General features: G+C 72.8%; 25 protein-coding genes and 2 tRNA genes. 10 read left to right on the forward strand and 17 right to left on the reverse strand.

All coding sequences use genetic code 11. The annotated features are described in order from the left end of the window. Positions 1-106: 106 nt before the first annotated feature. A complete protein-coding gene (locus ACF1DX_RS16355; protein WP_391791841.1) occupies positions 107-1072 on the forward strand; it encodes an endonuclease/exonuclease/phosphatase family protein in 966 nt (321 codons plus the stop codon). A 76-nt stretch (positions 1073-1148) separates the two neighbouring features. Here the strand turns inward: ACF1DX_RS16355 and ACF1DX_RS16360 are convergent. Further along, a tRNA-Pro gene (locus ACF1DX_RS16360) sits at positions 1149-1222 on the reverse strand. Between the two features lie 99 nt (positions 1223-1321). Here ACF1DX_RS16360 and ACF1DX_RS16365 point away from each other — a divergent pair. Both ACF1DX_RS16365 and cobF read left to right on the forward strand, forming a co-directional pair. Continuing rightward, positions 1322-1852, forward strand: a complete 531-nt coding sequence (locus ACF1DX_RS16365; RefSeq protein ID WP_391791842.1) for a DUF309 domain-containing protein — start codon at positions 1322-1324, stop codon at positions 1850-1852. 55 nt (positions 1853-1907) lie between these two features. Then, positions 1908-2681, forward strand: coding sequence for a precorrin-6A synthase (deacetylating) (gene cobF, locus ACF1DX_RS16370; protein ID WP_391791843.1), 774 nt, complete (start codon positions 1908-1910; stop codon positions 2679-2681). 255 nt (positions 2682-2936) lie between these two features. On the opposite strand, the gene ACF1DX_RS16375 is transcribed toward cobF, so the two are convergent. Further along, positions 2937-3686: a cobalt-precorrin-6A reductase gene (locus tag ACF1DX_RS16375; RefSeq protein ID WP_391791844.1), complete on the reverse strand. Its 750-nt coding sequence runs from the start codon at positions 3684-3686 to the stop codon at positions 2937-2939. A gap of 121 nt (positions 3687-3807) precedes the next feature. Here ACF1DX_RS16375 and ACF1DX_RS16380 point away from each other — a divergent pair, with 121 nt between their 5' ends. Further along, the gene (locus ACF1DX_RS16380) at positions 3808-5211 is read left to right on the forward strand and encodes a diacylglycerol/lipid kinase family protein (RefSeq protein WP_391791845.1); all 1404 of its coding nucleotides are present in this window, start codon (positions 3808-3810) and stop codon (positions 5209-5211) included. On the opposite strand, the gene ACF1DX_RS16385 is transcribed toward ACF1DX_RS16380, so the two are convergent. Continuing rightward, complete coding sequence (locus ACF1DX_RS16385; protein WP_391791846.1) at positions 5197-5970, reverse strand: sulfite exporter TauE/SafE family protein; 774 nt, start codon at positions 5968-5970, stop codon at positions 5197-5199. The two genes, ACF1DX_RS16380 and ACF1DX_RS16385, sit on opposite strands and share 15 nt — an antisense overlap. A 75-nt stretch (positions 5971-6045) precedes the next feature. Continuing rightward, on the reverse strand, positions 6046-7233 hold the full coding sequence (locus tag ACF1DX_RS16390) for a thiolase family protein (protein ID WP_391791847.1): 1188 nt from the start codon (positions 7231-7233) through the stop codon (positions 6046-6048). A gap of 329 nt (positions 7234-7562) precedes the next feature. On the opposite strand from ACF1DX_RS16390, the gene ACF1DX_RS16395 reads away from it, so the two are divergent. From ACF1DX_RS16395 to ACF1DX_RS16415, 5 genes are all read left to right on the forward strand, one after another. Then, entirely contained in the window at positions 7563-8045 is a 483-nt protein-coding gene (locus ACF1DX_RS16395; protein WP_391791848.1) for a Dps family protein, read from the forward strand. 40 nt (positions 8046-8085) lie between these two features. Beyond that, positions 8086-8418 carry a DUF3140 domain-containing protein gene (locus tag ACF1DX_RS16400; protein WP_391791849.1) on the forward strand — a complete coding sequence of 111 codons (333 nt, stop codon included), beginning with the start codon at positions 8086-8088 and terminating at the stop codon, positions 8416-8418. 5 nt (positions 8419-8423) lie between these two features. Then, positions 8424-9080, forward strand: a complete 657-nt coding sequence (locus ACF1DX_RS16405) for an endonuclease (protein WP_391791850.1) — start codon at positions 8424-8426, stop codon at positions 9078-9080. A 117-nt stretch (positions 9081-9197) separates the two neighbouring features. Next, positions 9198-10010, forward strand: a complete 813-nt coding sequence (locus ACF1DX_RS16410; RefSeq protein ID WP_391791851.1) for an SAM-dependent methyltransferase — start codon at positions 9198-9200, stop codon at positions 10008-10010. Between the two features lie 31 nt (positions 10011-10041). Continuing rightward, entirely contained in the window at positions 10042-10569 is a 528-nt protein-coding gene (locus ACF1DX_RS16415; RefSeq protein ID WP_030868386.1) for an NUDIX hydrolase family protein, read from the forward strand. Positions 10570-10580: 11 nt separating this feature from the next. On the opposite strand, the gene ACF1DX_RS16420 is transcribed toward ACF1DX_RS16415, so the two are convergent. The 9 genes from ACF1DX_RS16420 to ACF1DX_RS16460 all read right to left on the reverse strand — a co-directional run bounded on the left by ACF1DX_RS16420 (position 10581) and on the right by ACF1DX_RS16460 (position 18086). Beyond that, positions 10581-11759 carry an ABC transporter ATP-binding protein gene (locus ACF1DX_RS16420; RefSeq protein ID WP_391791852.1) on the reverse strand — a complete coding sequence of 393 codons (1179 nt, stop codon included), beginning with the start codon at positions 11757-11759 and terminating at the stop codon, positions 10581-10583. Between the two features lie 25 nt (positions 11760-11784). Continuing rightward, entirely contained in the window at positions 11785-12618 is an 834-nt protein-coding gene (locus ACF1DX_RS16425) for a carbohydrate ABC transporter permease (protein WP_391791853.1), read from the reverse strand. Continuing rightward, positions 12618-13526: a carbohydrate ABC transporter permease gene (locus ACF1DX_RS16430; protein WP_391791854.1), complete on the reverse strand. Its 909-nt coding sequence runs from the start codon at positions 13524-13526 to the stop codon at positions 12618-12620. Before ACF1DX_RS16430 ends, ACF1DX_RS16425 begins: the two co-directional genes overlap by 1 nt. A gap of 5 nt (positions 13527-13531) precedes the next feature. Next, positions 13532-14815, reverse strand: coding sequence for an ABC transporter substrate-binding protein (locus ACF1DX_RS16435; protein ID WP_391791855.1), 1284 nt, complete (start codon positions 14813-14815; stop codon positions 13532-13534). Between the two features lie 254 nt (positions 14816-15069). Further along, positions 15070-15143 (reverse strand) — tRNA-Pro (locus ACF1DX_RS16440). An 81-nt stretch (positions 15144-15224) separates the two neighbouring features. Next, positions 15225-15611, reverse strand: a complete 387-nt coding sequence (locus ACF1DX_RS16445) for an MmcQ/YjbR family DNA-binding protein (protein WP_030868398.1) — start codon at positions 15609-15611, stop codon at positions 15225-15227. Between the two features lie 30 nt (positions 15612-15641). Continuing rightward, positions 15642-16187 (reverse strand): GNAT family N-acetyltransferase, encoded by a 546-nt coding sequence (locus tag ACF1DX_RS16450; RefSeq protein WP_391791856.1) that lies wholly within the window; start codon positions 16185-16187, stop codon positions 15642-15644. Next, positions 16184-16771: a helix-turn-helix domain-containing protein gene (locus tag ACF1DX_RS16455; RefSeq protein ID WP_391791857.1), complete on the reverse strand. Its 588-nt coding sequence runs from the start codon at positions 16769-16771 to the stop codon at positions 16184-16186. Before ACF1DX_RS16455 ends, ACF1DX_RS16450 begins: the two co-directional genes overlap by 4 nt. A 349-nt stretch (positions 16772-17120) precedes the next feature. Beyond that, the gene (locus tag ACF1DX_RS16460; RefSeq protein WP_391791858.1) at positions 17121-18086 is read right to left on the reverse strand and encodes a FecCD family ABC transporter permease; all 966 of its coding nucleotides are present in this window, start codon (positions 18084-18086) and stop codon (positions 17121-17123) included. A 65-nt stretch (positions 18087-18151) separates the two neighbouring features. Between ACF1DX_RS16460 and ACF1DX_RS16465 the strand changes: the two genes are divergently transcribed. Beyond that, positions 18152-19000, forward strand: coding sequence for a YncE family protein (locus ACF1DX_RS16465; protein WP_391791859.1), 849 nt, complete (start codon positions 18152-18154; stop codon positions 18998-19000). Here the strand turns inward: ACF1DX_RS16465 and ACF1DX_RS16470 are convergent. From ACF1DX_RS16470 to ACF1DX_RS16485, 4 genes are read right to left on the reverse strand one after another with little or no spacing between them, the layout of a single operon-like run. Further along, positions 18963-19553, reverse strand: coding sequence for an ATP/GTP-binding protein (locus ACF1DX_RS16470; RefSeq protein ID WP_391791860.1), 591 nt, complete (start codon positions 19551-19553; stop codon positions 18963-18965). The genes ACF1DX_RS16465 and ACF1DX_RS16470 overlap by 38 nt on opposite strands. Next, complete coding sequence (locus tag ACF1DX_RS16475; protein WP_385051205.1) at positions 19534-19932, reverse strand: DUF742 domain-containing protein; 399 nt, start codon at positions 19930-19932, stop codon at positions 19534-19536. Before ACF1DX_RS16475 ends, ACF1DX_RS16470 begins: the two co-directional genes overlap by 20 nt. Next, positions 19929-20375: a roadblock/LC7 domain-containing protein gene (locus tag ACF1DX_RS16480; RefSeq protein ID WP_030868408.1), complete on the reverse strand. Its 447-nt coding sequence runs from the start codon at positions 20373-20375 to the stop codon at positions 19929-19931. The genes ACF1DX_RS16475 and ACF1DX_RS16480 overlap by 4 nt, the downstream gene beginning before the upstream one ends. Further along, the gene (locus ACF1DX_RS16485) at positions 20372-22786 is read right to left on the reverse strand and encodes a nitrate- and nitrite sensing domain-containing protein (protein WP_391791861.1); all 2415 of its coding nucleotides are present in this window, start codon (positions 22784-22786) and stop codon (positions 20372-20374) included. Before ACF1DX_RS16485 ends, ACF1DX_RS16480 begins: the two co-directional genes overlap by 4 nt. Positions 22787-22930 lie beyond the last annotated feature (144 nt).

Below are 22930 nucleotides of genomic sequence, written 5' to 3' on the forward strand. Positions count from 1 at the left end.
GAAGAGCGCTCCAAGTCAAGCGTCTTCGCGGCGCATCGAGGCGAAGCGGAAACTGATCCGCTCCGCGGTTCGTCCTGGACGACGAGTCGAGCGGACGGGAAACCAGGTGGAGCAGACAGCAGTGACCGGAGGGGTGTGGCGCCGACGGGTGCGGACGCGGGGGCGGGTGCCCGCCGTTCTCGCGGTGCTGACGGCCGGGCTGCTGGTGTTCCACCGGGTGGTGCCCAACTCCGTGCTGCGCGTGGGCAGTCTGCTGGAGACGTTCCTGCCGTGGCTGGGCCTGGTGATCGTCGTGCTGTCCGGCCTGGCCCTGCTGCGCCGTTCGGCCGCCGCCCTGATGGCGCTGCTCCTGCCGGCGGCGGCCTGGACCCACCTCTTCGGCGGACTCCTCCTGCCGGTCGAGGAGTCCGGCCCGCACGACCTGATCGTGGTGCAGCACAACGTCAGCGACGAGAACACCGACCCGGCGGGCACGGCCCGCGCCCTGGCCGCCGCCGGGCCCGATCTCATCGCGCTGCAGGAACTGGTGGCCCCGGCGCTCGCGGTCTACGAGAGGAGACTCGCCCCGGACTACCCGTACCACGCGGTCCGGGGCACCGTCGGACTGTGGTCGAGGCATCCGCTCACCGACGCCCGGCTCCTGGACATCAAGCCGCGGGGCGTCACGGAACCCTGGAGCCGCGGACTGCGGACCGTGGTCCACACACCGCACGGCGAGATCGCGGCGTACGTCGCGCACCTGCCCTCGGTCCGGGTGGGGGCGGGCGGCCTCGCGTCCTCCCGGCGCGACGAGAGCGCCGGCCTGCTGGGCGAGGCCGTCGCCGCCGAGCCGCTGGAAACGGTGATCCTGCTGGGCGACCTCAACGGCACGGTCGACGACCGCGGGCTGGCCCCGCTCACCTCACGGATGAACGTGGCGCGGCGGGGCTTCGCCTTCAGCTTCCCCGCCGCCCTCCCGGTGGCACGGATCGACCAGGTCATGGCCCGCTCGGCGACCGTCGACCACATCCGCCCCCTGCCCGCCACCGGCAGCGACCATCTGCCGGTGACCGCGCGCATCACACTGCGTTGAGGGGACTTCGGGGGAACGACGCGAAGGCCGTATCGGAAGTTTCCGATACGGCCTCGTCGACCCGCTGTGTCGCAAGTCGGGACGACAGGATTTGAACCTGCGACCCCTTGACCCCCAGTCAAGTGCGCTACCAAGCTGCGCCACGTCCCGGTGCGCTCACGTGCGGTGAACCGCGTGATCGCGCGAACAGCACTTTACCCCACACCCCCGGGACACCCCGAATCGGGCCGGGCGCGGGACAATCGGCGTATGGGCAGCACGGAGAACACGTCGTCGGGCCGGACGGCCGCCGCGCGGGACCGGGACAGCGAGGGGCGGGCGCGCAACGCCCGGCCGCGGGACGGGCTCGGGCGGCCCCTGCCGTACGGCGCGCCGGGGGTGCCCCGGCAGCCCGAGGGGGTGGTGCGGCGGCCGGAGGAGAGCGTCGCGGAGGCGCAGCGGCTGCTGGACGAGGGGAAGCCGTTCCACGCGCACGAGGTGTTCGAGGACGCCTGGAAGTCCGGTCCCGAGGAGGAACGCGAGCTGTGGCGGGGGCTGGCCCAGCTCGCCGTGGGGCTCACCCACGCCGCGCGCGGGAACGTCACCGGCGGGGCGCGGCTGCTGCGGCGCGGGGCCGGTGCGACGGAGGCATGGGCCGCGGAGGCGGGGGCCGGACGCCGGCCGCACGGGATCGATCTTCCCGGTGTGATCGTCTGGGCCCGGGAGCTGGCGGCCGAGGTGGAGGCGGGCGTCCCGGTGGACGCGGGGGCGCGGGCGCCCCGGCTGCGGGGGGTCTCCTGACGGAGGGGCCGGGTGCGGTGCACGGGCCGTCGGTGCCGTGCGGCAGACTCGGGGCGTGCGAGAGATTCATGTCATCGGTATCGGCGCGGGCGACCCCGACCAGCTGACCCTGCAGGCGGTCAGGGCGCTGCGGAGCACGGACGTGTTCTTCATCCTGGACAAGGGCGAGGCGAAGGCGGACCTGACCCGGCTGCGCCGGGACATGCTCGACACGCACATACCGGAGGGTGGCTACCGCGTCGTCGAGGCACGTGACCCGGAGCGGGACCGGGCGGCCGGCGGATCGGCCTACTCCCCCGCCGTCGGGGACTGGCGCAGCGCCCGCGCGGACATCTACGAGCGGATGATCTCCGAGGAACTGGGCGAGGACCAGACCGGGGCGTTCCTGGTGTGGGGGGATCCGGCGCTGTACGACAGCACGATCGGCGTCCTCGAGGAGGTCCTGGAGCGCGGCGGCGTCGCCTTCGACTACGACGTCGTGCCGGGCATCAGCAGTGTGTCGGCGCTCGTCGCCCGGCACCGGACCGGGCTCAACCGGGTCGCCCGCCCGGTGCAGATCACCACGGGGCGGCGGCTCGCCGAGGGGTTCCCGGAGGGCGTGGACGACGTGGTGGTGATGCTGGACGCCCACCAGAGCTTCCGCGCGTACGCCGACCAGGACGTCGACATCTACTGGGGCGCCTACATCGGCACGCCGGACGAGATCCTCGTCTCCGGGCCGCTGGCCGAGGCGGCTCCCCGTATCGAGCGGCTCCGCGCGGAGGCCCGCGAGCGCAAGGGCTGGATCATGGACACGTATCTGCTGCGCCGCAGACCGGCCGAGGGCTGAGCGTCCGGTCGGGTGTGCCCCGGCCGCCGATCCGCCGGGGCACACCCGGGCGGAGTGCCGGGCCGCCGGGAGCGGCCAGTCGGCGCGGGGCCCCGGGACGCCGTCGACGGCGGTCACGCCGCACGGCGGAGGCGGGCGGCGCACGGCGACGGCCCGGAAGCCCGGGCTGCGGGCCTCGGTGAAGGTGACGCTCGGCCGCGTCCCGCGCGGCCGGGCATGGGCTGCGCGGCCGGGCGTGAGGGCGAGCCGTCCGGCTCAAGGCCGGGCGAGGGCGTCCAGCCGGCGCAGGACCGCCGGTACGTCCTCGACCGCCGTGACGCCGTCCGGCAGCGGCGGGCGTCGAACGACGACCACCGGGAGGCCGAGGTCGCGGGCCGCGGTGAGCTTGGCGGCGGTCGCCGCGCCGCCGCTGTCCTTCGTCACCAGGACGTCGACGCGGTGGTCGCGCAGGAGGGCCGTCTCGCCGGCCACGGCGAAGGGGCCCCGGGCCAGCAGGACGTGTGTGTGCGGGGGCATGGGCGGCTCGGGGGGCTCGACCGACCGGACGACGAAGCTCAGGTCCGTCAGGTGGGCGAAGGCCGCGAGGCCGAGGCGGCCGGTGGTGAGGAACACCCGGTGTCCGAGGCCGGGAAGCAGGCCGGCCGCCGCCGTCAGTGAGCGGACCGGGTACCAGCGGTCGCCGGGGCCCGGCTGCCAGCCCGGCCGGCGCAGGACGACCAGCGGGACCCCGGCCACGGCCGCGGCCCGCGCCGCGTTCACCGTGATGGCTTCCGCGAAGGGGTGCGTGGCGTCGACGACCGCGTCCACGCGCTGTTCGCGCAGCCAGTCCGTCAGTCCCTCCGCGCCGCCGAAGCCGCCGACCCGCACCTCACCGGCGACCGCGCCCGGCCGCCGTACGCGTCCGGCGAGGGACGTCGTCACCCTGGTTCCGGGACGGACGGACAGCTCGCCGGCCAGGGCGCGTGCCTCGGTGGTGCCACCGAGGACCAGGACGTGGGAGGACATGGCGCCGAGGGTACGAGGCCCGGATGCCACGACCGGCACCGGCCCGCCGGACGAAGATCGGCATCCGGCCGCACGTACGTACGCACACGTCCTACGATGACGCCGGGTGACGGGAGGAAGCATGACCGTGGAGTGGAGCAGGCGTGGCTATCACGCCCAGCGATGGGCGGCGCGGGGGGCGCTGGCCGCCGCCGCGCTCGCGGTGGCGGCCCCCCTCGTCTACGGCGGGCTGCGCGGCCTGCTGCTGCTGGTGTGCGGGATCGCGGGAGTGGGGCTCAGCGCGGCCGCCGTGTGGTGGACGCTGACCCTGCGGGGCCCGCTGCGGTGGGTGTCCGCGCTGATCGCCGTGTGCGTGCCGGCCGGTCTGATCGCCCTGTTCGCCGTGACCCTGTTCTGGTCGCTGCCGGTGTCCCTGGCCCTGTGGGGGCTGGCGGTGTGGAGCGGGCGGTTCGCGCTGCGCGGCGCGGGCGGCGGGCAGGCCCAGGTGCGGGAGCGGCGGCTGCCGCCGCCCCGGCGGCCGGTGCTGATCATGAATCCCCGGTCGGGCGGCGGCAAGGTGGGCCGGTTCCGGCTGCGGGAGAAGGCGGAGCGCCTGGGCGCCCGGGTGGTGCTGCTCGAACCCGGCAAGCAGCACGACGTCACCGCGCTGGCCCGGGCCGCCGTCGCGGACGGCGCGGATCTGCTGGGCGCCGCCGGCGGCGACGGCACGCAGGCGCTGGTGGCGGCCGTGGCCGCGGAGCACGACATCCCGTTCCTGGTGATCAGCGCCGGGACGCGCAATCACTTCGCCCTGGACCTCGGGCTCGACCGCGGTGACCCGGCCGCCTGTCTCGACGCGCTCACGGACGGTGTCGAGCTCCGTGTCGACCTGGGTTTCGCGGGTGAGCAGCCGTTCGTGAACAACGCCTCCTTCGGCGCGTACGCGGCGATCGTGCAGAGCCCCGCCTACCGCGACGACAAGATAGGCACCAGCCTGGAGATGCTGCCCGGTCTGCTCACCGGTCGGCAGGGGCCCCGGCTGGTCGCCCGCGCGGGGGACACGACGCTCATCGCGCCGCAGGCCGTGCTGGTCAGCAACAATCCGTACCGCACCGGCGACCCCTTCGGCCTCGGGCGGCGGGAACGGCTCGACTCCGCCGCGCTCGGCGTCCTCGGGGTGAAGCTGGAGGGCGCCATCAGTGCCGCCGCCCTGCTGCTGAACCCCGAGCCGAGCGGGCTCACCATCGTCACCGCCACCGAGGTCGTCATCGAGGCGGACCGTGCGGAGATCGAGGCCGGGGTCGACGGGGAGGCCATGATCCTGCCCGCCCCCGTCCACTGCCGCATCGCACCCGGCGCACTGCGCGTCCGGGTCCCGCGCAGGCGGCCCGGCGCCGCGCAGGCCCCGCCGCGCATGGACTGGCGGCGGCTGCGCAAGCTGGCGGCGACGGTGGGCCGTACCGCCGCGCCGAGCCGGCTCCACCACTTCCACGAGGCACCCCGCGAACCGCGGCAGCCGGCCGGTCCCCGCTCAGGACACCAGTAGCTGGACGCCGCCCACCACCGTCGCCGCGATCACCAGCCGTTCGAAGAGCCGCTGGTTGATCCTGTTCACCGCCCACGTGCCGAGGAACGCGCCGGGCACCACGAACAGCACGAGCGCCGCGTCGAGGAGGAGCGAGTCGGCGTCGATCAGGCCGAGACCGGCGCTGAAGGGCAGCTTGGAGGTGTTGACGATCAGGAAGAAGAACGCCGAGGTGCCCAGGAAGCCGAGTTTCCGGAAGCCCGCGGAGAGCAGGTACATCGACATCACCGGGCCGCCGGCGTTGGCGACCATGGTGGTGAAGCCGCCGAGGACGCCGTAGGAGCGGGCCTTGGCGCGGCCGGCCCGGGTGGTGACCCCGTCGGGCTCCTCCTCCGCGCCGGCCGTCCGCCGCCGCCACACCGTCACTGCGGCCATCAGCAGCAGGATCGCCCCGATGGAGATCCGGACGATCCCGTCGTCCGCCCACACCAGGAACAGGGTGCCCACGACGACGCCCGCCGCGACCGCCGGGAACAGCCGCCACAGCGTGGGCCAGTGGGCGTGCCGGCGGTAGGTGAGGACGGCGAGCACGTCCCCGGCGATCAGGATGGGCAGCAGGACACCGGTGGATGCCTTGGCGGGCAGCACGGCGGCGAAGACGGCGAGGCTGACCGTGTTGGCCCCGCTGACGGCGGTCTTGGAGAAGCCGACGAGCAGGGCCGCGAAGGCGAGCGCGGCGAATTCCCAGCCGTCGAGGTGCCAGGGCGTCATCATGTTCATTACGAGGACAGATGCTATGTGCAAGCATGCGATGCCCGTAAGGACCGTCTCACCCGATGGCTCCAGGGGTGCCGGTCAGTGCCTCTCGACCAGCACCGCGCTGCCCTGTCCCACGCCCACGCACATGGTCGCCAGTCCGCGTCCGGCGCCGGTGCGGCGCATGCGGTGCAGCAGGGTGGTGAGGATGCGGGCGCCGGAGCAGCCCAGCGGGTGGCCCAGCGCGATGGCGCCGCCGCTGGGGTTGACCCGCTCGGGGTCGATGCCGAGCTGGTCGACACAGGCCAGGGCCTGGGCCGCGAACGCCTCGTTGAACTCGGCCCCCTGGAGGTCGCCGACGGTCCAGCCGGCGCGGGCGAGCACCTTGCGGGTGGCGGGGACGGGGCCGATGCCCATGACGTCCGGGTGGACGCCGGCGGAGGCGCCGGCGACGTAGCGGCCGAGCGACTCCAGGCCCAGCTCGTTCAGGGCCTCCTCGCTGACCAGGATCAGGCCGGCGGCGCCGTCGTTCATCGGGGAGGCGTTGCCCGCGGTGACGGAACCGCCGGCGCGGAACACCGGCTTCAGCCGGCCCAGCTTCTCGAGGGAGGTGTCCTCGCGGACGCATTCGTCGGCATCGACGACCACGCCGTCCGGGCGGGTCACGGGCAGGAGTTCGTCGTCGAAGTGACCGTGTCCGCGGGCTTCGGCGGCGCGCTGGTGGCTGCGCAGGGCGAACTCGTCCTGCCGTTCGCGCGGGATGCCGTACCGGGCGGCGACCTCCTCGGCGGTCTCGCCCATGGCCAGCATCCCGTGGAGGTCCTTCATCGCGGGGTTGACCAGCCGCCAGCCGAGGCGGGTGTCGGCGGTCTCCATGCGGTGCGGGAGGGCCTCGTCGGGGCGGGGCAGGACGAACGGGGCGCGGCTCATCGACTCGGAGCCGCCGGCGACGACGATGTCGGCCTCGCCGGCCGCGATGGTACGGGCGGCGGTGGTGACGGCCTCGAGGCCGGAGGCGCACAGCCGGTTGACCGTGGCGCCCGGCACGGACTCGGGGAGCCCGGCGAGCAGCGCGGCCATGCGGGCGACGTTGCGGTTGTCCTCGCCCGCCTGGTTGGCGGCGCCCCAGTAGACCTCGTCGATACGGGCCGGGTCCAGCGCGGGCACGTCGGCGACCAGGCCGCGGATCACGGCGGCGGCGAGGTCGTCGGGCCGTACGGCGGAGAGGGCTCCGCGCAGTTTGCCGATGGGGGTGCGGCGGGCGGCCGCGAAGTGGACGGGACGCACGAGGGGACTCCTGACCGATGCCGACGGCTGTGCCGCGGTGCCGGTGACCATCCTTAATTAGCACCGCTAGTTTTTGACTATAGACCGCCGGGCGGCTCTCTGGGAAGCTCCCCCGTCGGCCATGGGCCGGGTTTGCGCCCGGGGGCCGGGGGCACCCGCGCGTTCACGGAGTGGTTGCGGAGCGCGGCCTGTACGGGAGGGGACCCGGAGCCGTCCTTCCCCGTCGGACCGACGGGGCCGGCGTCGCGGGACCTCGCCGCCGGCGAGAAGGGGCGCGAGGCACCGCTCCGTCCGACCACGGACGATTCGAGAAGGAGGAACAGCACCCCATGACCGTTGTGAGGAGCACCCTGCCCGACGAGGCCCGCCGGGTTTCCTGCGAGGCCCTCCAGGACACCCTGGTGGACCTGCTGGGGCTGTCGCTGATCGGGAAGCAGGCGCACTGGAACGTCGTGGGTCCACGGTTCCGTTCCATCCACCTCCAGCTCGACGAGGTGGTCTCCGCCGCGCGCACCCACGCCGACACGGTGGCGGAACGGGCGGCGGCGCTCGGTGTGCCGCCGGACGGCCGCCCGGAGACCATCGCCAAGGTCTTCTCGCTGCCGGCCCCGAACGAGGGCTGGCTGCGCGACTCCCAGGCCGTGGAGGTGATGACGGAGGCGCTCGGCACGGCCGTCACCCGCCTGCGCGAGCGCATCGACGCCACCGAGAAGGCGGACCTGGTCACCCAGGACCTGCTGATCTCGATCACCGCGGACCTGGAGAAGCAGCGCTGGATGTTCGAGGCGGAGAACTTCCCCGGCGAGTCCTGACCGTCACGGCGCCGGAGCACACGTACGTAAGGGGCACATCATGAGCGACGCCCTCGAGATGGACGCGCTGTGGGACGACTTCCACCGCGTGGTGAACATGACCTCGGCGGAACTGGCGGCCTGGCTGCGGGTGAGTGACGCCGGCGAGACGACCGAGCCGCTGCCGGACCGGGCGGGCAGCGAGACGGGACAGCACGTCCTCGCCATCCTGCAGAAACGCCGCACCGACCTCACCGAGGACGATCTGCGGGTGATGGAGGAGGTCGTGGACACCGTCACGGCGCAGACGGACCCGGAGAACGAGCCCGTGGCCGAGGACACGTCCCGCCGGCACCGTCTGATGACGCTCGGCCACGACCCGCTCAAGCCGTAACCGCTGTGGCCGGCCGGGACGAGCGGGTGGTCCGTGCCCTCGTCGACGCGCACGGCCGGACCTACGCGGAGGAGGCCGGCATCGGTCTGAAGGACACCCCGCAGCCGCTGTACCGGCTGCTGGTGCTGGCCCATCTGCTCAGCGCCCGTATCAAGGGGTCGATCGCCGTGGCCTCCGCCCGTGCCCTGCACGAGGCGGGGCTGCGCGATCCCGGCCGCATGGCTCGGGCCGGCCGGCGGGAACGGGTGGACGCGCTCGGCCGAGGCGGCTACCGGCGCTACGACGAGCGCACCGCGACCCAACTGGGCGACGGGGCCGGGCTGCTGACCGAACGCTGGGGTGGCGACCTGCGCGGGCTCCGCGCGGAGGCGGACGGCGACATCGGCGAACTGCGCCGCCTGCTGCGGAAGTTCCCCGGTATAGGCCCGGCGGGCGCCGACATCTTCCTGCGCGAGGTCCAGCGCGTCTGGCCGGAGGCGGCACCGCTGCTGGACGCCAAGGCCCTTGACGGCGCACGGCGCTTGGGGCTGCCGCAGGAACCGGACCGTCTCCTCGCCCTCGCGGGACACACCGAACCGGCCGTCCTGGCGGCGGCGTTGGTCCGCGCGGCGATCGACGAGCACGTGGCCGAGGACACACTCAGCCGGGCCGAGGACACGTGACCTCACGTCAACAGGGCTTTTCCCCTCCCCCCATTCGCGGGACAACGTGATCACCACGCGGCACAATGGCCGCGGCGGCCCGATCACGGCCGCGTGGGCGAGGAAGAGGGAGAGACCGTGAGTGAGAGCCACACCCCGCCGAGCGGCTCGGCGAGGCTGAACACCGGTGTGGCGCACAACGCGCGCGTGTGGAACTACTGGATCGGCGGCAAGGACAACTACGAAGTCGACCAGCGGGTCGGCGACCATGTCGCCTCGATCAACCCGGTGATCCGGGACATCGCCCGCGCGGACCGGGACTTCCTGGGCCGGGCGGTGACGTATCTGACCCGCGAGCGCGGTGTGCGGCAGTTCCTCGACATCGGCACCGGTCTGCCGACGGCGGACAACACCCACGAGATCGCGCAGCGGATCGCGCCGGACTCACGGATCGTCTACGTCGACAACGACCCGATCGTGCTCGTCCACGCCCGCACCCTGCTGACCGGCACGCGTGAGGGCGCCACCGACTACATCGACGCCGACGTGCACGACCCGGACGCCATACTGGAACGCGCCGCCGGCACCCTGGACGTCACGCGGCCCGTCGCGGTGATGATGCTGGGGATCCTCAACTTCGTGCTCGACACCGACAAGGCCCGGGAGATCACCCGCCGGATCATGGCGGCGGTGCCCTCCGGCAGCTTCCTGGTCCTCACCCACCCCACGTACGACCCCGAGGTCGGCGGCGAACTGCAGGTCCCCGCCATGGAGTTCTGGAACGCGAACGCCACTCCCCCGATCACCGCCCGGAGCGCCGCGGACATCGCCGCGTTCTTCGAGGGTCTTGAACTGGTGGAGCCCGGTCTGGTGTCCTGCTCGCAGTGGCACGCCGCCTCCGACTCCGCCGTCGCGGTGCCGCAGTACGGCGCGGTGGCCGTGAAGCCCTGACCGCTGAAAGTATGATCAAGCAATGTCTGACATGACCGAAACCACGCCGGGCTGGCTGTCCTCCGACGATCTGGAGATGGCACGCGCCCAGATGCCGATCCTGTACGTCGAGGCCGTGCCCGTGCGCGTCGACGACAGCGGTGAAGTCACCAGCGTCGGTCTGCTGCTGCGCATCGGGCCCGACGGAACGGTCAGCCGGACTCTGGTCTCCGGCCGGGTGCTGCACCACGAACGGGTCCGGGACGCCCTGCTGCGCCATCTGGAGAAGGACCTCGGCCCGGTGGCGCTGCCCCGCGTCCCGGCGTCGTTGCAGCCGTTCACGGTCGCGGAGTACTTCCCCACGCAGGGCATCACCCCCTTCCACGACCCTCGTCAGCACGCGGTGTCGCTGGCGTACATCGTGCCGGTGACGGGTGACTGCCGGCCCCGGCAGGACGCCCTCGACCTGGTGTGGTTCAGCCCGCAGGAGGCCGTGTCGCAGGCGGTGCAGAGCGAGATGCCGGGCGGTCACGGGGTGCTGCTGAAGCAGGCGCTGGCGCACGCGGGCTGCGTCATCTGAAGCGGAGTGCGTCAGCTCTCCGGGTGGGTCAGGTTGGTCCCGTTCGACGGGTCGAAGACATGGGCCTTGGCCATGTCCACCCGGAGCTCGACGGGTGCGCCCTCGCGGGCGCGGGTGGCGGCGTTCAGCCGGGCCACGATCTGCTGGGCCGCCCCGGCGCCCGCGTCGCGCAGGCCCGAGTCCGTGGCGAGTTCCTCCAGTTCGGCGGTGGTCACCGGGCCGCCCTCGGCGCTGAAGTAGACGTACGCGTCGGAGCCGAGGGACTCCAGTACGTCCACGGTGGCGGTGACGACGGGGCCGCCCGTCTCACGGGCCAGGCTCGCGTCCTCGAAGGCCTCGGGGCGCAGCCCCAGGATGACCTCGCGGGGCGCCTGCCGCTGTTCCAGCGCCCGGCGCGCGCGGTCGTCGAGCGGCAGGTCGCCGAGCGGGGTGCGCAGGCCGCCGGCGGTCAGGGAGGCGTTGACGAAGTTCATCGCCGGGGAGCCGATGAAGCCGGCGACGAACAGGTTGCGCGGCATGTCGTAGAGCTCGGCCGGGGTGCCGACCTGCTGAACGAGGCCCTGCCGCATCACCACGACCCGGTCGCCGAGCGTCATCGCCTCGGTCTGGTCGTGGGTGACGTACACGGTGGTGGTGCCCAGACGGCGCTGCAGCCGGGAGATCTGGGTGCGCATCTGCACGCGCAGCTTGGCGTCCAGGTTGGACAGCGGCTCGTCCATCAGGAAGGCCTTGGGGTCGCGGACGATCGCCCGTCCCATCGCCACCCGCTGGCGCTGGCCGCCCGAGAGGTTGGCGGGTCTGCGGTCCAGGAACTCGCCCAGGTCGAGCACCCGGGCGGCCTCCTCGACCTTGCTGTCGATGACGGCCTTGTCCACCTTGGCCAGCCGCAGCGGGAACCCCATGTTCTCCCGCACGCTCATGTGCGGGTACAGGGCGTAGCTCTGGAACACCATGGCGACGTCGCGCTCCTTGGGGGCGAGGTCGTTGACGACCCGGCCGCCGATGCGCAGGGTGCCCTCGGTGATGTCCTCGAGCCCGGCGATCATGTTCAGGGTGGTCGACTTGCCGCAGCCGGACGGGCCGACCAGGATCACGAACTCGCCGTCGGCGATGTCGAGGTCCACCTCCCGCACGGCGAGCGATCCGTCGGGATAGCGCTTGGTGACTCCCTCTAGGACGATCTCGGCCATGGGCGGCGCCTCCTTGCCTTCACGCTCATCCCTTGACCGCCCCGGAGGTCAGTCCGGCGACGATCCGCCGCTGGAAGAGCAGGACGAAGATGATGATCGGGATGGTGATCACCACGGCTGCGGCGGCGATCGACCCGGTGGGCTGCTGGAACTGCGAGCTGCCCGTGAAGAACGCGATCGCGGCGGGGACCGTGCGCGCGGACTCGGTGGAGGTCAGCGAGATCGCGAACAGGAAGTCGTTCCAGCAGAAGATGAACACGAGGATGGCGGTGGTGAACACGCCGGGCGCGGCGAGCGGCACGATGACCAGCCGGAAGGCCTGCGCGGGCGTGGCCCCGTCCACCTTGGCGGCCTTCTCCAGGTCCCAGGGGATCTCCCGGAAGAACGCCGACAGGGTGTAGATCGCCAGCGGCAGCGAGAAGGTCATGTACGGGATGATCAGCCCGGGCCAGGTGTCGAAGATCCCGATGATCCGCTCGATGTTGAACAGGGGGGAGACCAGGGAGATCGGCGGGAACATGGCGATGAGCAGCGACATGCCGATGAGGACCTGCTTGCCGGGAAACCGCAGCCGGGCCACCGCGTAGGCGGCCATGGTGCCGAGGATCACCGCGATCACGGTGGCGATCAGGGCGATGCCGATCGAGTTGACCAGCGCCCGGGTGAACTCGGAGGTCGCGAAGATGCCCCGGTAGTTCTCCCAGGTCCAGTCCCGGGGGATGTAGTTGCCGTCGGTGAGGGTGCCGGGGTCCTTGAACGACAGCGCGGCGATCCACCACACCGGGAACAGGGCGTACAGCACCACCACGACGTTGACGATGCCCCAGCGGGTGGCGTGGGACTTGCCCGCGGCGGCCATCAGCGCTTCACCTCCGCGCCCGGTGCGGCGGCGCCGAACAGCTTGACGAAGGTGAAGGCGATGATCCCGACGCAGAGGAAGATCAGGACCGAGATAGCCGACCCGATGCCCAGGTTCAGCGCGGTGAACAGGTTGTCGTAGCCGAGGATCGACAGGGAGCCGGTGCCCTGGGCGCCCGAGGTGAGGACGTAGATGTTGTCGAAGATCCGGAAGGCGTCGAGGGTACGGAAGAGCAGGGCGACCAGGATGGCGGGTTTCATCAGCGGCAGCATGACCTTGGTGAACCGCTGCCAGGGGGTGGCGCCGTCGACCATGGCCGCCTTGAGGGTCTCCTCGGGGACGAGGGCGAGGCCGGCCAGCAGGAGCAGCGCCATGAAGGGGGTGGTCTTCCACACCTCGGCGAGGACGATCAGCCACAGCGCGGGCCACTGTTCGGTGAGCGGGGCGTCGCCGCTGGGCAGCAGCTCGGCGAGGTAGCCGAGTTCGGGGGTCCAGGCGTACTGCCAGGAGAAGGCGGCGACGACGGTGACGATGCCGTACGGGACGAGGACGGCGGTGCGCACCGTGCCGCGCGCGAAGAGCGTGCGGTGCATCACCAGGGCGAGGCCCATGCCGAGGACGAGTTCGACGGCCACGGACACGGCGGTGAGGAACACCGTGACCCAGAAGGCGTCCCACCAGAACGGGGAGGACAGCACCGCGCCGTAGTTGCTCAGGCCCACGAACTCGGCCCGTGCCGGGAAGCGCAGGTCGTAGCGCTGGAGGGACAGGTAGACCGCGTAGCCGATGGGGTAGGCGGTGACGGCGGTCATGACGAGGACGGCCGGCGCGCACAGCAGCCAGCCCAGCCGGCGCTCCTGTCTGGCACCCGCGGAGAGCGCCTTCCTGCCCTTCGCCGGCTGTGCCATGGTGCTCACGGGATCACGCCCTCGGATCGCAGGGCCTGGTCGATCTGTTCCCCGATGGTGTCGACCGCGCTCTCGGGGTTGATCTCCGACGGCGGGGACAGGGTGTGGGAGACGGCGATCGACACGTTCTGGTAGGCGGGGGTGAGCGGCCGTACGCTCGCCGACTCCAGGGAGGTCAGGACCTCCTTGGAGAAGGGGTACTGCTTCATGAACGCCGGCTCGTCGTACAGGGCGCGCAGGGTGGGCGGGAGTCCGCCCTCGAGCGCGGCGGTGAGCTGGTTCTCCCGGTTACGCAGGCACAGGGCCGCCTCGAAGGCCAGGCCGGGGTGGCGGGAGTAGGCGCTGACGGCGAGGTCGATGCCGCCGACGGTGGGCCGGGACGGGCGGCCGGCGTCGACGCGGGGGTAGGGCGCCCAGCGGAAGTCCTTGAACAACCGCGGGTTGTTGCTTCTCATCGACGGATAGACGAACGGGTAGTTGAGCTCGAAGGCCGCGACGCCGGACTCCATGGCCAGGCGGTTCTGGTCCTCCATCTGGTTGGGCAGGGAGGGGTCGGCGGCCGGGGAGTCCGCGAGGTCGCGCATGATCGAGGCGGCCCGTACGGCGGGCGGGCCGAGGGAGGGCCCGGTGGCGCTCGGGTCGAGGACGGAGCCGCCCGCGCTGTTGACGAGGGAGTTGAACCAGACGGTGAGGCCCTCGTACTGGGCGCCCTGGATCTCCACGTAGTGCGGTTCGCCCCGCCGGGCGAGCTCGCGGGACATGGTCAGCATCTCGGACCAGGTCTTCGGCGGGGTGGGCACCAGGTCCGCGCGGTACCACAGGAGCTGGATGTTGGTGTTGTACGGGACGGCGTACAGCTTGCCCTTCCAGGTGGCCGTCTGCAGGGGGACGCGGAGCGTGCCCTCGGTGGCCCGGCGTTTCGCCTCGCCGGTCCACTCGCGGATCCAGCGGGCCTCGGCGAACTCGGCGGCCCAGGTGACGTCGAGGCCCAGGATGTCGAGGGAGTCGTCCTCGGCGGCGAGCCTGCGCACCAGTTGCTGGCGCTGGCCGTCGGCGGCGCGGGGCAGTTTGTGGTAGCTGATGCGGTAACGGCCGCCGGAGGCCCGGCTGCAGCGGTCGGCGGCCTGCTGCAGGGCGCCGGAGTCGTCGGGGAAGTTGTACCAGTCGAGGGTGGGCCGGGAGGCGTCCTCACCGCCGCCGCAGGCGGCGAGCGCCGAGGCCAGCAGGGTCAGCGCGACCAGCGTCCGCGTCCGTCGCGGCCTTCCGGTACGTCCGCGCCTCGCGTGCACGCGCTCCACACCTCGCTTCCGGGATCGCAGCGCGGGTGTCCGAGCCCGCGGCGGCGCCTACCCGGCGAACATTAAACAGGACATAGGTCGACATCAAGGACATTCTCCGATGACTCGCCCGTGGCACTCGACAGGCGGGGGCCGGTCCGGTCCGGGCGCGACCGTCGGGACCCGGCCCGGCCGTCGTGCGGAGAAATGACGAAAAGGCCGTACCGGGTCTCCCCGATACGGCCTCCGACCTGCTGTTCGGCAAGTCGGGACGACAGGATTTGAACCTGCGACCCCTTGACCCCCAGTCAAGTGCGCTACCAAGCTGCGCCACGTCCCGTTACCCGTCTGACCTGGGGATTCCCCCGGCCGAACGCGCACGGAAACCATACCGCACTCCAGGCGGTGATCGCGCATCCGTTTACGGCCGCGGGCTCTTCCCGGAGTGCGCCTCCCCGGGCGGCAGGCCCAGCCGGGGGTGCGCCTCGAGGAGCCGGGGCGGGGCCGCCTGGCGCCAGGAGTCGGCGAGGATGTCGCGCAGCTCGTCCTCGTCCTCCAGGGCGGCGAGGCGGACCCTGACCCAGGCGAACTGCGCCTCGTGGCCGGCGATCCAGAACTTCTCCGGCTCGGCGAGGGCCAGTTCGTCGCGCTCCTCCTTGGGGCAGCGCACGGCGATGGAGGTCTCGTCCTCGGGCAGGGTGGCGAACATCTTCCCCGCGACCCGGAACGTGGGCATGTTCCAGGCGACCTTCTCCGTGGTGTCCGGCAGGGACAGGGCGGTCCGTCGTACGTCTTCTGCATCCGGCATGGCAGGCACCGTAGCGGCCGGCACTGACACTCACCCGGGGGCGGGCGCCGCGGGGTCCGCCCCCGGACGCTTGTAGTAGACCGTCGTCGGCCGCAGCACCCCGGCGGGGTCCGCCGCGTAGTCGGGGATGGCGCCGACGGGGGTCCAGCCGGAGGAGCGGTAGAGGTGCTCGGCGGGGCTGCCGGTCTCGGTGTCCAGGTGCAGCAGGGTGATGCCCCGCGCGACGGCCGCCTCCTCCGCGACGGTCAGCAGCCGCCGTCCGAGGCCCCGGCCGCGGGCCGCGCGGTGCACCATCAGCTTCACCAGTTCCGCGCGGTGGGCGCTGTTGGGCTTGTCGGGGAGGGCGAGGCTCACGGTGCCCAGCACCCTTCCGGGTTCCTCGTACGCCACCCACACCACGAGCCGGCCCGCGGCGACGGCCGCGGACCGCCCCTTCCACCAGCCGGCCGCCTCCGCACGGCCGAGCGGTGCCAGGAAGCCGACGGAGGCGCCGCCGTCCACCGCGTCGGCCAGCAGTTCGGCCAATGACGGGATGAGGCCGGTCAGGCGGGCCGCGTCCAGCGGGACGATGTTCACGGCCGCACCACCGCCAGCACGTAGCGCACGGCCCCGGGGCCGGGGCAGTGGAACCGGGTGGGGCCCCAGACGCGGAGCCTGAGGCAGTCGCCGTCGCCGAGACGGTGCCCGACGTCCCGGTCCGTCACGGCGAGGGCCCCTTCCAGGACCCAGATGTGCTGTTCCAGGCCGGGTACGGGCGGCCTGTCGTAGGCGATGTCCGCACCGGCGTCGAGCCGGCCCTCGACGAGTTCGCCGCGCAGCCCGCCGTGCGGCGGGGACACGGACCGGCGGACGAAACCGGAGGCCCTGTCCTCCCACACCGGCTGGTCGGCGGCCCTCACCAGCGGCGCGGGCTCCGCCTCGATCTCGCTGAGCAGTTGGGACATGGTCCGCCCGTAGACGGCGCACAGCCGGTTGAGCAGGGAGGCGGTGGGGCTGGTCTCCGCGCGCTCGGCCCTGGAGAGGGTGGACCGGCTGATCCCACTGCGCTCCGCCAGCTCTCCGAGCGACCAGCCGCGCTCGCCGCGCAGCTCGGCCAGGCGCCCGCCGAGCCGGACGTCGACGGGGTCCGGGATGGTGTCACCGGTTTCCTCGCGTTTCACATACGGGATTCTATCCCGTATGTGAAACGCGAGGAAGTGGTCACCGGCCGGCTCTGGCCACGTTGTTGTACAGCCGTCTCAGATGCTTGGCCACGGGGCACTGCGTGCCGTCCGCGCCGCATTGACGGCAGCTCCGAAGGTGCTGTTCGTAGTCCTGACGGGCCTGCTCGAGGCGGTCGCACGACGGCTGCATTCGGCTTCCTGAAGGTCGTCCGGGCACCACGGATCACGGGCGCCGCAAGGGGATGGGGGCCGCCTCGACCGGTTGCCTGAGGCGCTTACATCAACTTTGATCTTGTTACTCGTAGTACGGCAAACCGGGCCGGCGAGCCGTGGTCCCGCAGGCGTTTCACAACCGGGCGCCGCGGCGCTCACCGCGCAGCAGCCACGCCAGGTAGACGCCGCCGGCCACACCGGTGAGCACGCCGACCGGCAGCAGTGCCGAGCCGGTCAGCCACTGGGTGACCAGGTCGGCGGCGGTCACCAGGAGCGCCCCCGTCCATCCGGCGGGCAGGACGTTCGGCCCCACGGCCCGGGTCACGCGGCGTGCCAGCTGCGGGGCCGCCATCGCCACGAACGGGATCGGGCCGGCCGCCGCGACGGCCAGCGCCGTGAGTCCCGTACCGGCGGCGAGCAGGACCAGGCGGCTGCGCTCGGGCGGCACCCCGAGCGCGGCCGCGGTGTCGTCGCCCATCTCCAGCATCGTCAGCCGCCGCGCGCGGACCAGGACGACCGGGAGCAGGACCAGCGGTCCGAGCGCCGCGACGCGTACGTCGGTCCAGTCGCGGGCGTTGAGGGAGCCGATCATCCAGCTCGCCGCCTGGGCGGCCTTGCCGATGTCCGCGCGGACGTACAGGAAGCTGGTGGCCGCGCCGAGCACGGCGGACGCGCCGATGCCGACGAGGACCAGCCGGTAGCCGTGCACGCCGCGCCGCCAGGCCAGCAGGTACACGGCGGCGGCCGCGGTCTGCGCGGCTCCCGTGTCGAGGACGATGATCGCGACGAGTGCCCCGGCCGAGGCGCCGTTGCCGAAGCCGATGACGTCCGGGCTGCCGAGCGGGTTGCGGGTCAGCGACTGGAACACCGCGCCCGCCGTGCCCATCCCGAAGCCGGTCAGCGCGGCCACCAGGGCTCGCGGCAGGCGCAGACCGAGCACCACGAAGTCGGCGCCCGGCGGCCCCTCTCCGGTGAGCGTGCGCACCACCTCGGCCGGGGACAGCGCGTAGCTCCCGGTGCCGAGGGCGAGCACCGCGGTGCCGGCGGTCAGGAGGGCGAGCGCCGCGCACACCCGCAGGGCTCGGGTGTCGTACCGCACCGACCAGCGGCCCGTGCGCGGCAGGCCGTGCCGTACGCGGAGCCGGGGACGACGAGCATGACACCGTGTGGACGACCAGCACCCGCGACAACAGCGTCTCCGTCCACAGCCAGCGCACCGGCGAGCGGCTGGCCGGCCTGCCGGGCGTCGCCCACGCCCGCGAGATCGTCGTCGACGAGCGGCACGACACGGTCTGGGCGAGCGGCTACGGCGACGGCACGCCGGTCGCCTTCGACTCCAGGACGTTCGAGGAGAAGAAGCGCGTCACCATCGAGGGCGCGGGCCCGGCCGTCCTGGCCCTCAACGAGGAGACCGGCACCCTCTACGCCGCCGATCTGGGCAACGACCGGCTCATCGAGCTGAAGCGCGGCTCCACGACCCCGCGTTTCCTGCCGGCCGGCGACGGCCCGGTCTCGGTGTCGCTCTCGAGGAACGGCCGGACGGCCTACACCGCCGACCAGACCTCGGGCACCCTGTCCGTGATCGACCTGCGCGAGGGCACCGTGACCACGTCCGTGGCGACCGGCGCCGGCGCCCTCTCGGTGGCCACCGACGAGCGCTCCGGTGACGCCGTGGTGGTCAACCGCACCGCCGCCACCGTCACGGTGGTCGACCCGCGCGAGGGCGTGGTCGAGGAGACCGTGGCCACCGGGGCCAACCCCAACCACGTGGAGATCGCCGACGGCACCGCCTACGTGACCGACAAGTCCGGTGCCACGCAGACCGAGGACACCCTGACCCGCATCCGCCTCGCCCGCTGGGGCATCGACGGGGGGCGGCCGGGCCCGCCGGCCGCCCCCGTCCTCACCACGCGGCCTCCGCGGTCGGCCACGTCCGCATCGGCGGGTGAGCCGGGTGGCGACCGCGCTCCAGGGATCACATGGCCGGCTGGGGCGCGGAGCGGCGGGCCATGAGGTGTTCGATCAGGGTGAGCAGGACATCCCTGCCGTCGGTCCGCTCGCGTGCGTCGCACATCACCAGGGGGACCTGGGGGTCCAGGTCCAGGGCTGTGCGGATTTCCTCGGGCGTGCGGTCGCGGACGTTGTGGAAGCAGTTGACCGCGACGACGAACGGGACACCGCGGCTTTCGAAGAAGTCGATGGAGGCGAAGCTGACCTCCAGGCGGCGGGTGTCGACCAGCACCACCGCTCCCAGGGCTCCGAGCACCAGGTCGTTCCACATGAACCAGAAGCGTTCCTGGCCGGGGGTCCCGAACAGGTAGACCACCAGTTCGTCACTGACGGTGATGCGCCCGAAGTCCAGGGCGACGGTGGTGGTGGTCTTGCCGTCGATGCCGACCAGGTCGTCCACGCCGACGCTGGCCCGGGTCAGGTACTCCTCGGTGTGCAGGGGGGCGACCTCGCTGACCGCGCCGACCAGGGTGGTCTTGCCCACGCCGAAACCGCCGGCGATCAGGATCTTCACGGCCTGGGCCGTCTGTGCCGGATCAGAGCCCGCGGAGCCCATCTCTCACCGCCTCAAGGATCGTCATGTCGGGGAGGGTGCCGTTGTGCGCGAAGGCCAGGGGTGGCCGGGCCCGTACCCGGCCGGCGTCGATCAGATCGCCGATGAGGATCTTGGTCACCGACACCGGCAGGTCCAGCTCGGCGGCGATCTCGGCCACCGCGACGGGCCTGCGCGCGCACAGGCGCAGGACGGTGCGGTGTTCCGGCTGCAGTGCGGGCCGGCCGGCCGCGGTGTCCGTACCGGACGTGGTCCGTACCGTGATCAGAGTGATCAGGGTCAGGTCGTCACGGCCGGCGGTGGTGCGGCCGCCGGTGATGGTGTAGGGGCGGACCAGCGGTTCGTCCGCGTCGTCCTCCAGGTCCTCCGTCCAGTGCCTCACTCGCCGGCCCCGGGACCGGCGGGCGGGGACGGGTCGGACCGCGGGGTGCGTTCGTCGGTGCCCAGCTTCTGGCCCACCTGCTGGACCAGGGTGTGCATGGCGACCGCCATCACCTCGGCGTCGACCTCCTGGGAGGCGACCACGGCCAGGTGGGTGCCTCGGCCGGCCGCGGTGACGAACAGCCACAGGTCGGCCATCTCGACGATGACCTGGTGGACCGGACCACCCTGGAAGAGCTGTCCGACACCACGGGCCAGGCTCTGCTGACCGGTGGCGATCGCGGCCAGGCGCTCGGCGTCGGAGCGTTCGACGGTCTTCGAGCGGCTGATCACCAGGCCGTCGTCGGACAGCACGATGGCATGCCGGGTACCGGCGACCTGGTCGACCAGTCCGTCGAGGAGCCAGTCCAGGTCTGCGTCGGTGGCGGTGGTTCGCTGAGTCATCCTCGGTCTTCCCTCGTGGGCGGTTCGGACTGGTCGGTGCCGGGCGCGGACGGCCGCGCGCCGGCGGCGCGGTTCTTGCGGGACTGCCGCTGGAAGGCGCCGATGGTGGCGCCGGAGCGGGCCGGGGCGCTGGGCGGGGCCTGGGAGACCGGGGGGTCCTGCGGGGCCGGCGCGCGCAGCTCGGCCACCAGGCTGGCCTGGCGCGTCCGGCGGGGCAGGGGCGCGGGCCCGGTCTGCGGGGCCGGCGGACCGGCGGGGGCCGGCGCCGGTGCGGCGACGTCGGCCATCGCCTGTCCCCGCGACCGTACCGGCAGGCCGGCCGAGCCGTCCGCGGGACGGGGAGGGGCATGCCGGCGCGGCGGGGGGAAGGAGGGGCCGGCGTCCTTCGGTGCCGGGCCGTCGGCCGCGTCCGGCACCGATCGGGGCCGCTCGGCCACGAGGTCCTGCGGGACGAGGACGATGACGCGGGTGCCACCGAACGCCGAGGGCCGCAGTTCCACCTGCAGGCCCAGGCCCGCCGACAGGCGGGCCACCACGTACAGGCCCAGGCGCACGTCGTCGGCGCGGGTCATCACGTCCATCTGCGGGGGCGCCTGCATCAGGGCGTTGACGGCCTCGTACTGCTCGGCCTCCATGCCCAGTCCGCGGTCCTCTATCTCCACCGCGACACCCCGGCTGACCGGTGCCGCCTTGATCTCGACCGGAGCCGGCGGCTTGGAGAACGCGGTCGCGTTCTCCATCAGCTCGGCCAGGATGTGGATCAGCGGCCCCACCGCCCGCTCGGAGATCCACGGCCGGCCCTCGACGTCGATCTCGATGCGCCGGTAGTCCTGGACCTCGCCCTGCGCGGCGCGCAGGACGTCCAGCAGCGGCACCGGCTTGCGCCAGCGGCGCCGGGGCTGGCCGCCCGCGAGGATCACCAGGTTCTCCTCGTAGCGGCGCAGCCGGGCGGTGAGGTGGTCCAGGTCGAACAGTCCTTCCAGCAGTTGCGGGTCCTCGTGCCGGCGCTCCAGCTCGTCCAGCTTCTTCAGCTGCAGGCCGATCAGGAGCTGGGTGCGGCGCGCGATGCGCTGCAACAGCCGCTCGAAGCCGCGGTGCTGCTCCGCCTGGCGCACCGCGGTGTGCACCGCGGTGCGGCTGGCCAGGTTCAGCACCCGGCTCAGCTCGCCGAGCTCGTCCGAGGCCGGGGACAGTTCCGGGACCTCGGCGTCCACGTTCACGTCCTCGCCCCGTTCGAGCCGGGTGACCACCTGCGGCAGCCGCTGTTCCAGGTCCTGCGCCTGACCGTGTACGGCGAGGACGCGCCGGCGCAGGACCCTGGTCAGCCGCCAGGTCATCAGCACGACCAGGACGACGGCGACCAGGCCCAGGGCGGCGACGGAGTACAGGTACAGCTTCAGCTGCCGCACGGCGGCGGCGCCGGCGGCGTCGGAGACCTGGCTGTGCACGACGATGAGTTCCTCGAGACGGGCGATCGAGGCGTCCGCCGCGGTCCGCCACTCCTTGGCACGGGCCGGGGACAGCGCGACGCCCTCACTGCCTGAGGCCTGCAGCCGTTCCTCCAGCGCGACCCGCGTCCGCCATTCCTCGCTTTTGGTCATCGCCGTGTAGAGCCGGCTCTCCTCGGCGTCGAGGTTCGGTGCCACGCGCGACTCGAGCAGGTATTCGTGGGTGCCGACGGCGTCGGCGACCAGGTCGTGGTCCTCGTCGGACAGCCGGCCCGAGGGCCAGCTCCGGGCCAGCACCGCGTCCTCACGATTGATCATGTCCACGGCCCCGTTCAGGTCGAACAGGACCTGCGACAGGCCGGTCACCTCGCCGTTGGCGCCGCGGGAGATCGCCGCGAAGACCTCGGTGCCGGCCGCGACGGCCTCGGTGTAGTAGGTGAACGCCCGCTCCTCGTCGGCGGTCCCGGCGTCCACCGCGCGGCGCTCCTGCGCGAGCCTGCCGGTCACCCGCACGGTCCGGGAGATCGCGGCGGCCAGGCCCTGCTGGCCGTCGCTGGTGTCCGCGGAGGCCAGCGGTTCGAAGGCGCGCAGGGCGCGGTCGGTGTCCGTGCGCTGCCGGGTCAGGGCGGTCCGGGACGCCTCGGGCGCGGCCAGCGCCTCCTGGGTCAGCCGCCGCTCCCGCTGCAGGGCGTTGAACAGGGCCGCGTTGCGCGGGCCCACGGTCGTCTTCAGGTCGTGCTGGGCGTCCTGCACCCGGTACTCGCTGCCCAGTTCGTACGTGGCCAGGCCCCACAGCGCGACCAGCGCCACGCTCGGTACGAGCAGCAGCACCAGCAGCACCGTGCGCAGTGGCAGACGGCGTTCACCGGCCGCCCACGGCTGCTTGTCCGTCGCACCCTTCCGTCGGCGGCCGGCCCGCGCGCTGTTCCTTCCGCGCCGCCCGTCCCTGTTCGATCCGCTCACCCGCAGGACACTCTCCTCGTCACTGGTCAGCCGCACCTGTGACGAGAACGCGCCAGACAGTAGCGGTCGGTGGCCTGATATTAGCCATACAGTGCGCGAAGGTCGAAAACGCATTCGACGGCGTAAGTGGATGTGGCCCGCCGA

Origin of the sequence: Streptomyces sp. NPDC014676, assembly GCF_043084105.1 — a bacterium.
GTDB lineage: Bacteria > Actinomycetota > Actinomycetes > Streptomycetales > Streptomycetaceae > Streptomyces.

Excerpts from the sequence above, each read along its gene's own strand:
- ACF1DX_RS16365 (WP_391791842.1), top strand. The coding sequence starts at position 1,322 with ATGGGCAGCACGGAGAACACGTCGTCGGGCCGGACGGCCGCCGCGCGG.
- ACF1DX_RS16375 (WP_391791844.1), bottom strand. The coding sequence starts at position 3,686 with ATGTCCTCCCACGTCCTGGTCCTCGGTGGCACCACCGAGGCACGCGCC.
- ACF1DX_RS16380 (WP_391791845.1), top strand. The coding sequence starts at position 3,808 with ATGACCGTGGAGTGGAGCAGGCGTGGCTATCACGCCCAGCGATGGGCG.
- ACF1DX_RS16385 (WP_391791846.1), bottom strand. The coding sequence starts at position 5,970 with ATGAACATGATGACGCCCTGGCACCTCGACGGCTGGGAATTCGCCGCG.
- ACF1DX_RS16395 (WP_391791848.1), top strand. The coding sequence starts at position 7,563 with ATGACCGTTGTGAGGAGCACCCTGCCCGACGAGGCCCGCCGGGTTTCC.
- ACF1DX_RS16400 (WP_391791849.1), top strand. The coding sequence starts at position 8,086 with ATGAGCGACGCCCTCGAGATGGACGCGCTGTGGGACGACTTCCACCGC.
- ACF1DX_RS16415 (WP_030868386.1), top strand. The coding sequence starts at position 10,042 with ATGACCGAAACCACGCCGGGCTGGCTGTCCTCCGACGATCTGGAGATG.
- ACF1DX_RS16420 (WP_391791852.1), bottom strand. The coding sequence starts at position 11,759 with ATGGCCGAGATCGTCCTAGAGGGAGTCACCAAGCGCTATCCCGACGGA.
- ACF1DX_RS16425 (WP_391791853.1), bottom strand. The coding sequence starts at position 12,618 with ATGGCCGCCGCGGGCAAGTCCCACGCCACCCGCTGGGGCATCGTCAAC.
- ACF1DX_RS16430 (WP_391791854.1), bottom strand. The coding sequence starts at position 13,526 with ATGGCACAGCCGGCGAAGGGCAGGAAGGCGCTCTCCGCGGGTGCCAGA.
- ACF1DX_RS16445 (WP_030868398.1), bottom strand. The coding sequence starts at position 15,611 with ATGCCGGATGCAGAAGACGTACGACGGACCGCCCTGTCCCTGCCGGAC.
- ACF1DX_RS16470 (WP_391791860.1), bottom strand. The coding sequence starts at position 19,553 with ATGGGCTCCGCGGGCTCTGATCCGGCACAGACGGCCCAGGCCGTGAAG.
- ACF1DX_RS16480 (WP_030868408.1), bottom strand. The coding sequence starts at position 20,375 with ATGACTCAGCGAACCACCGCCACCGACGCAGACCTGGACTGGCTCCTC.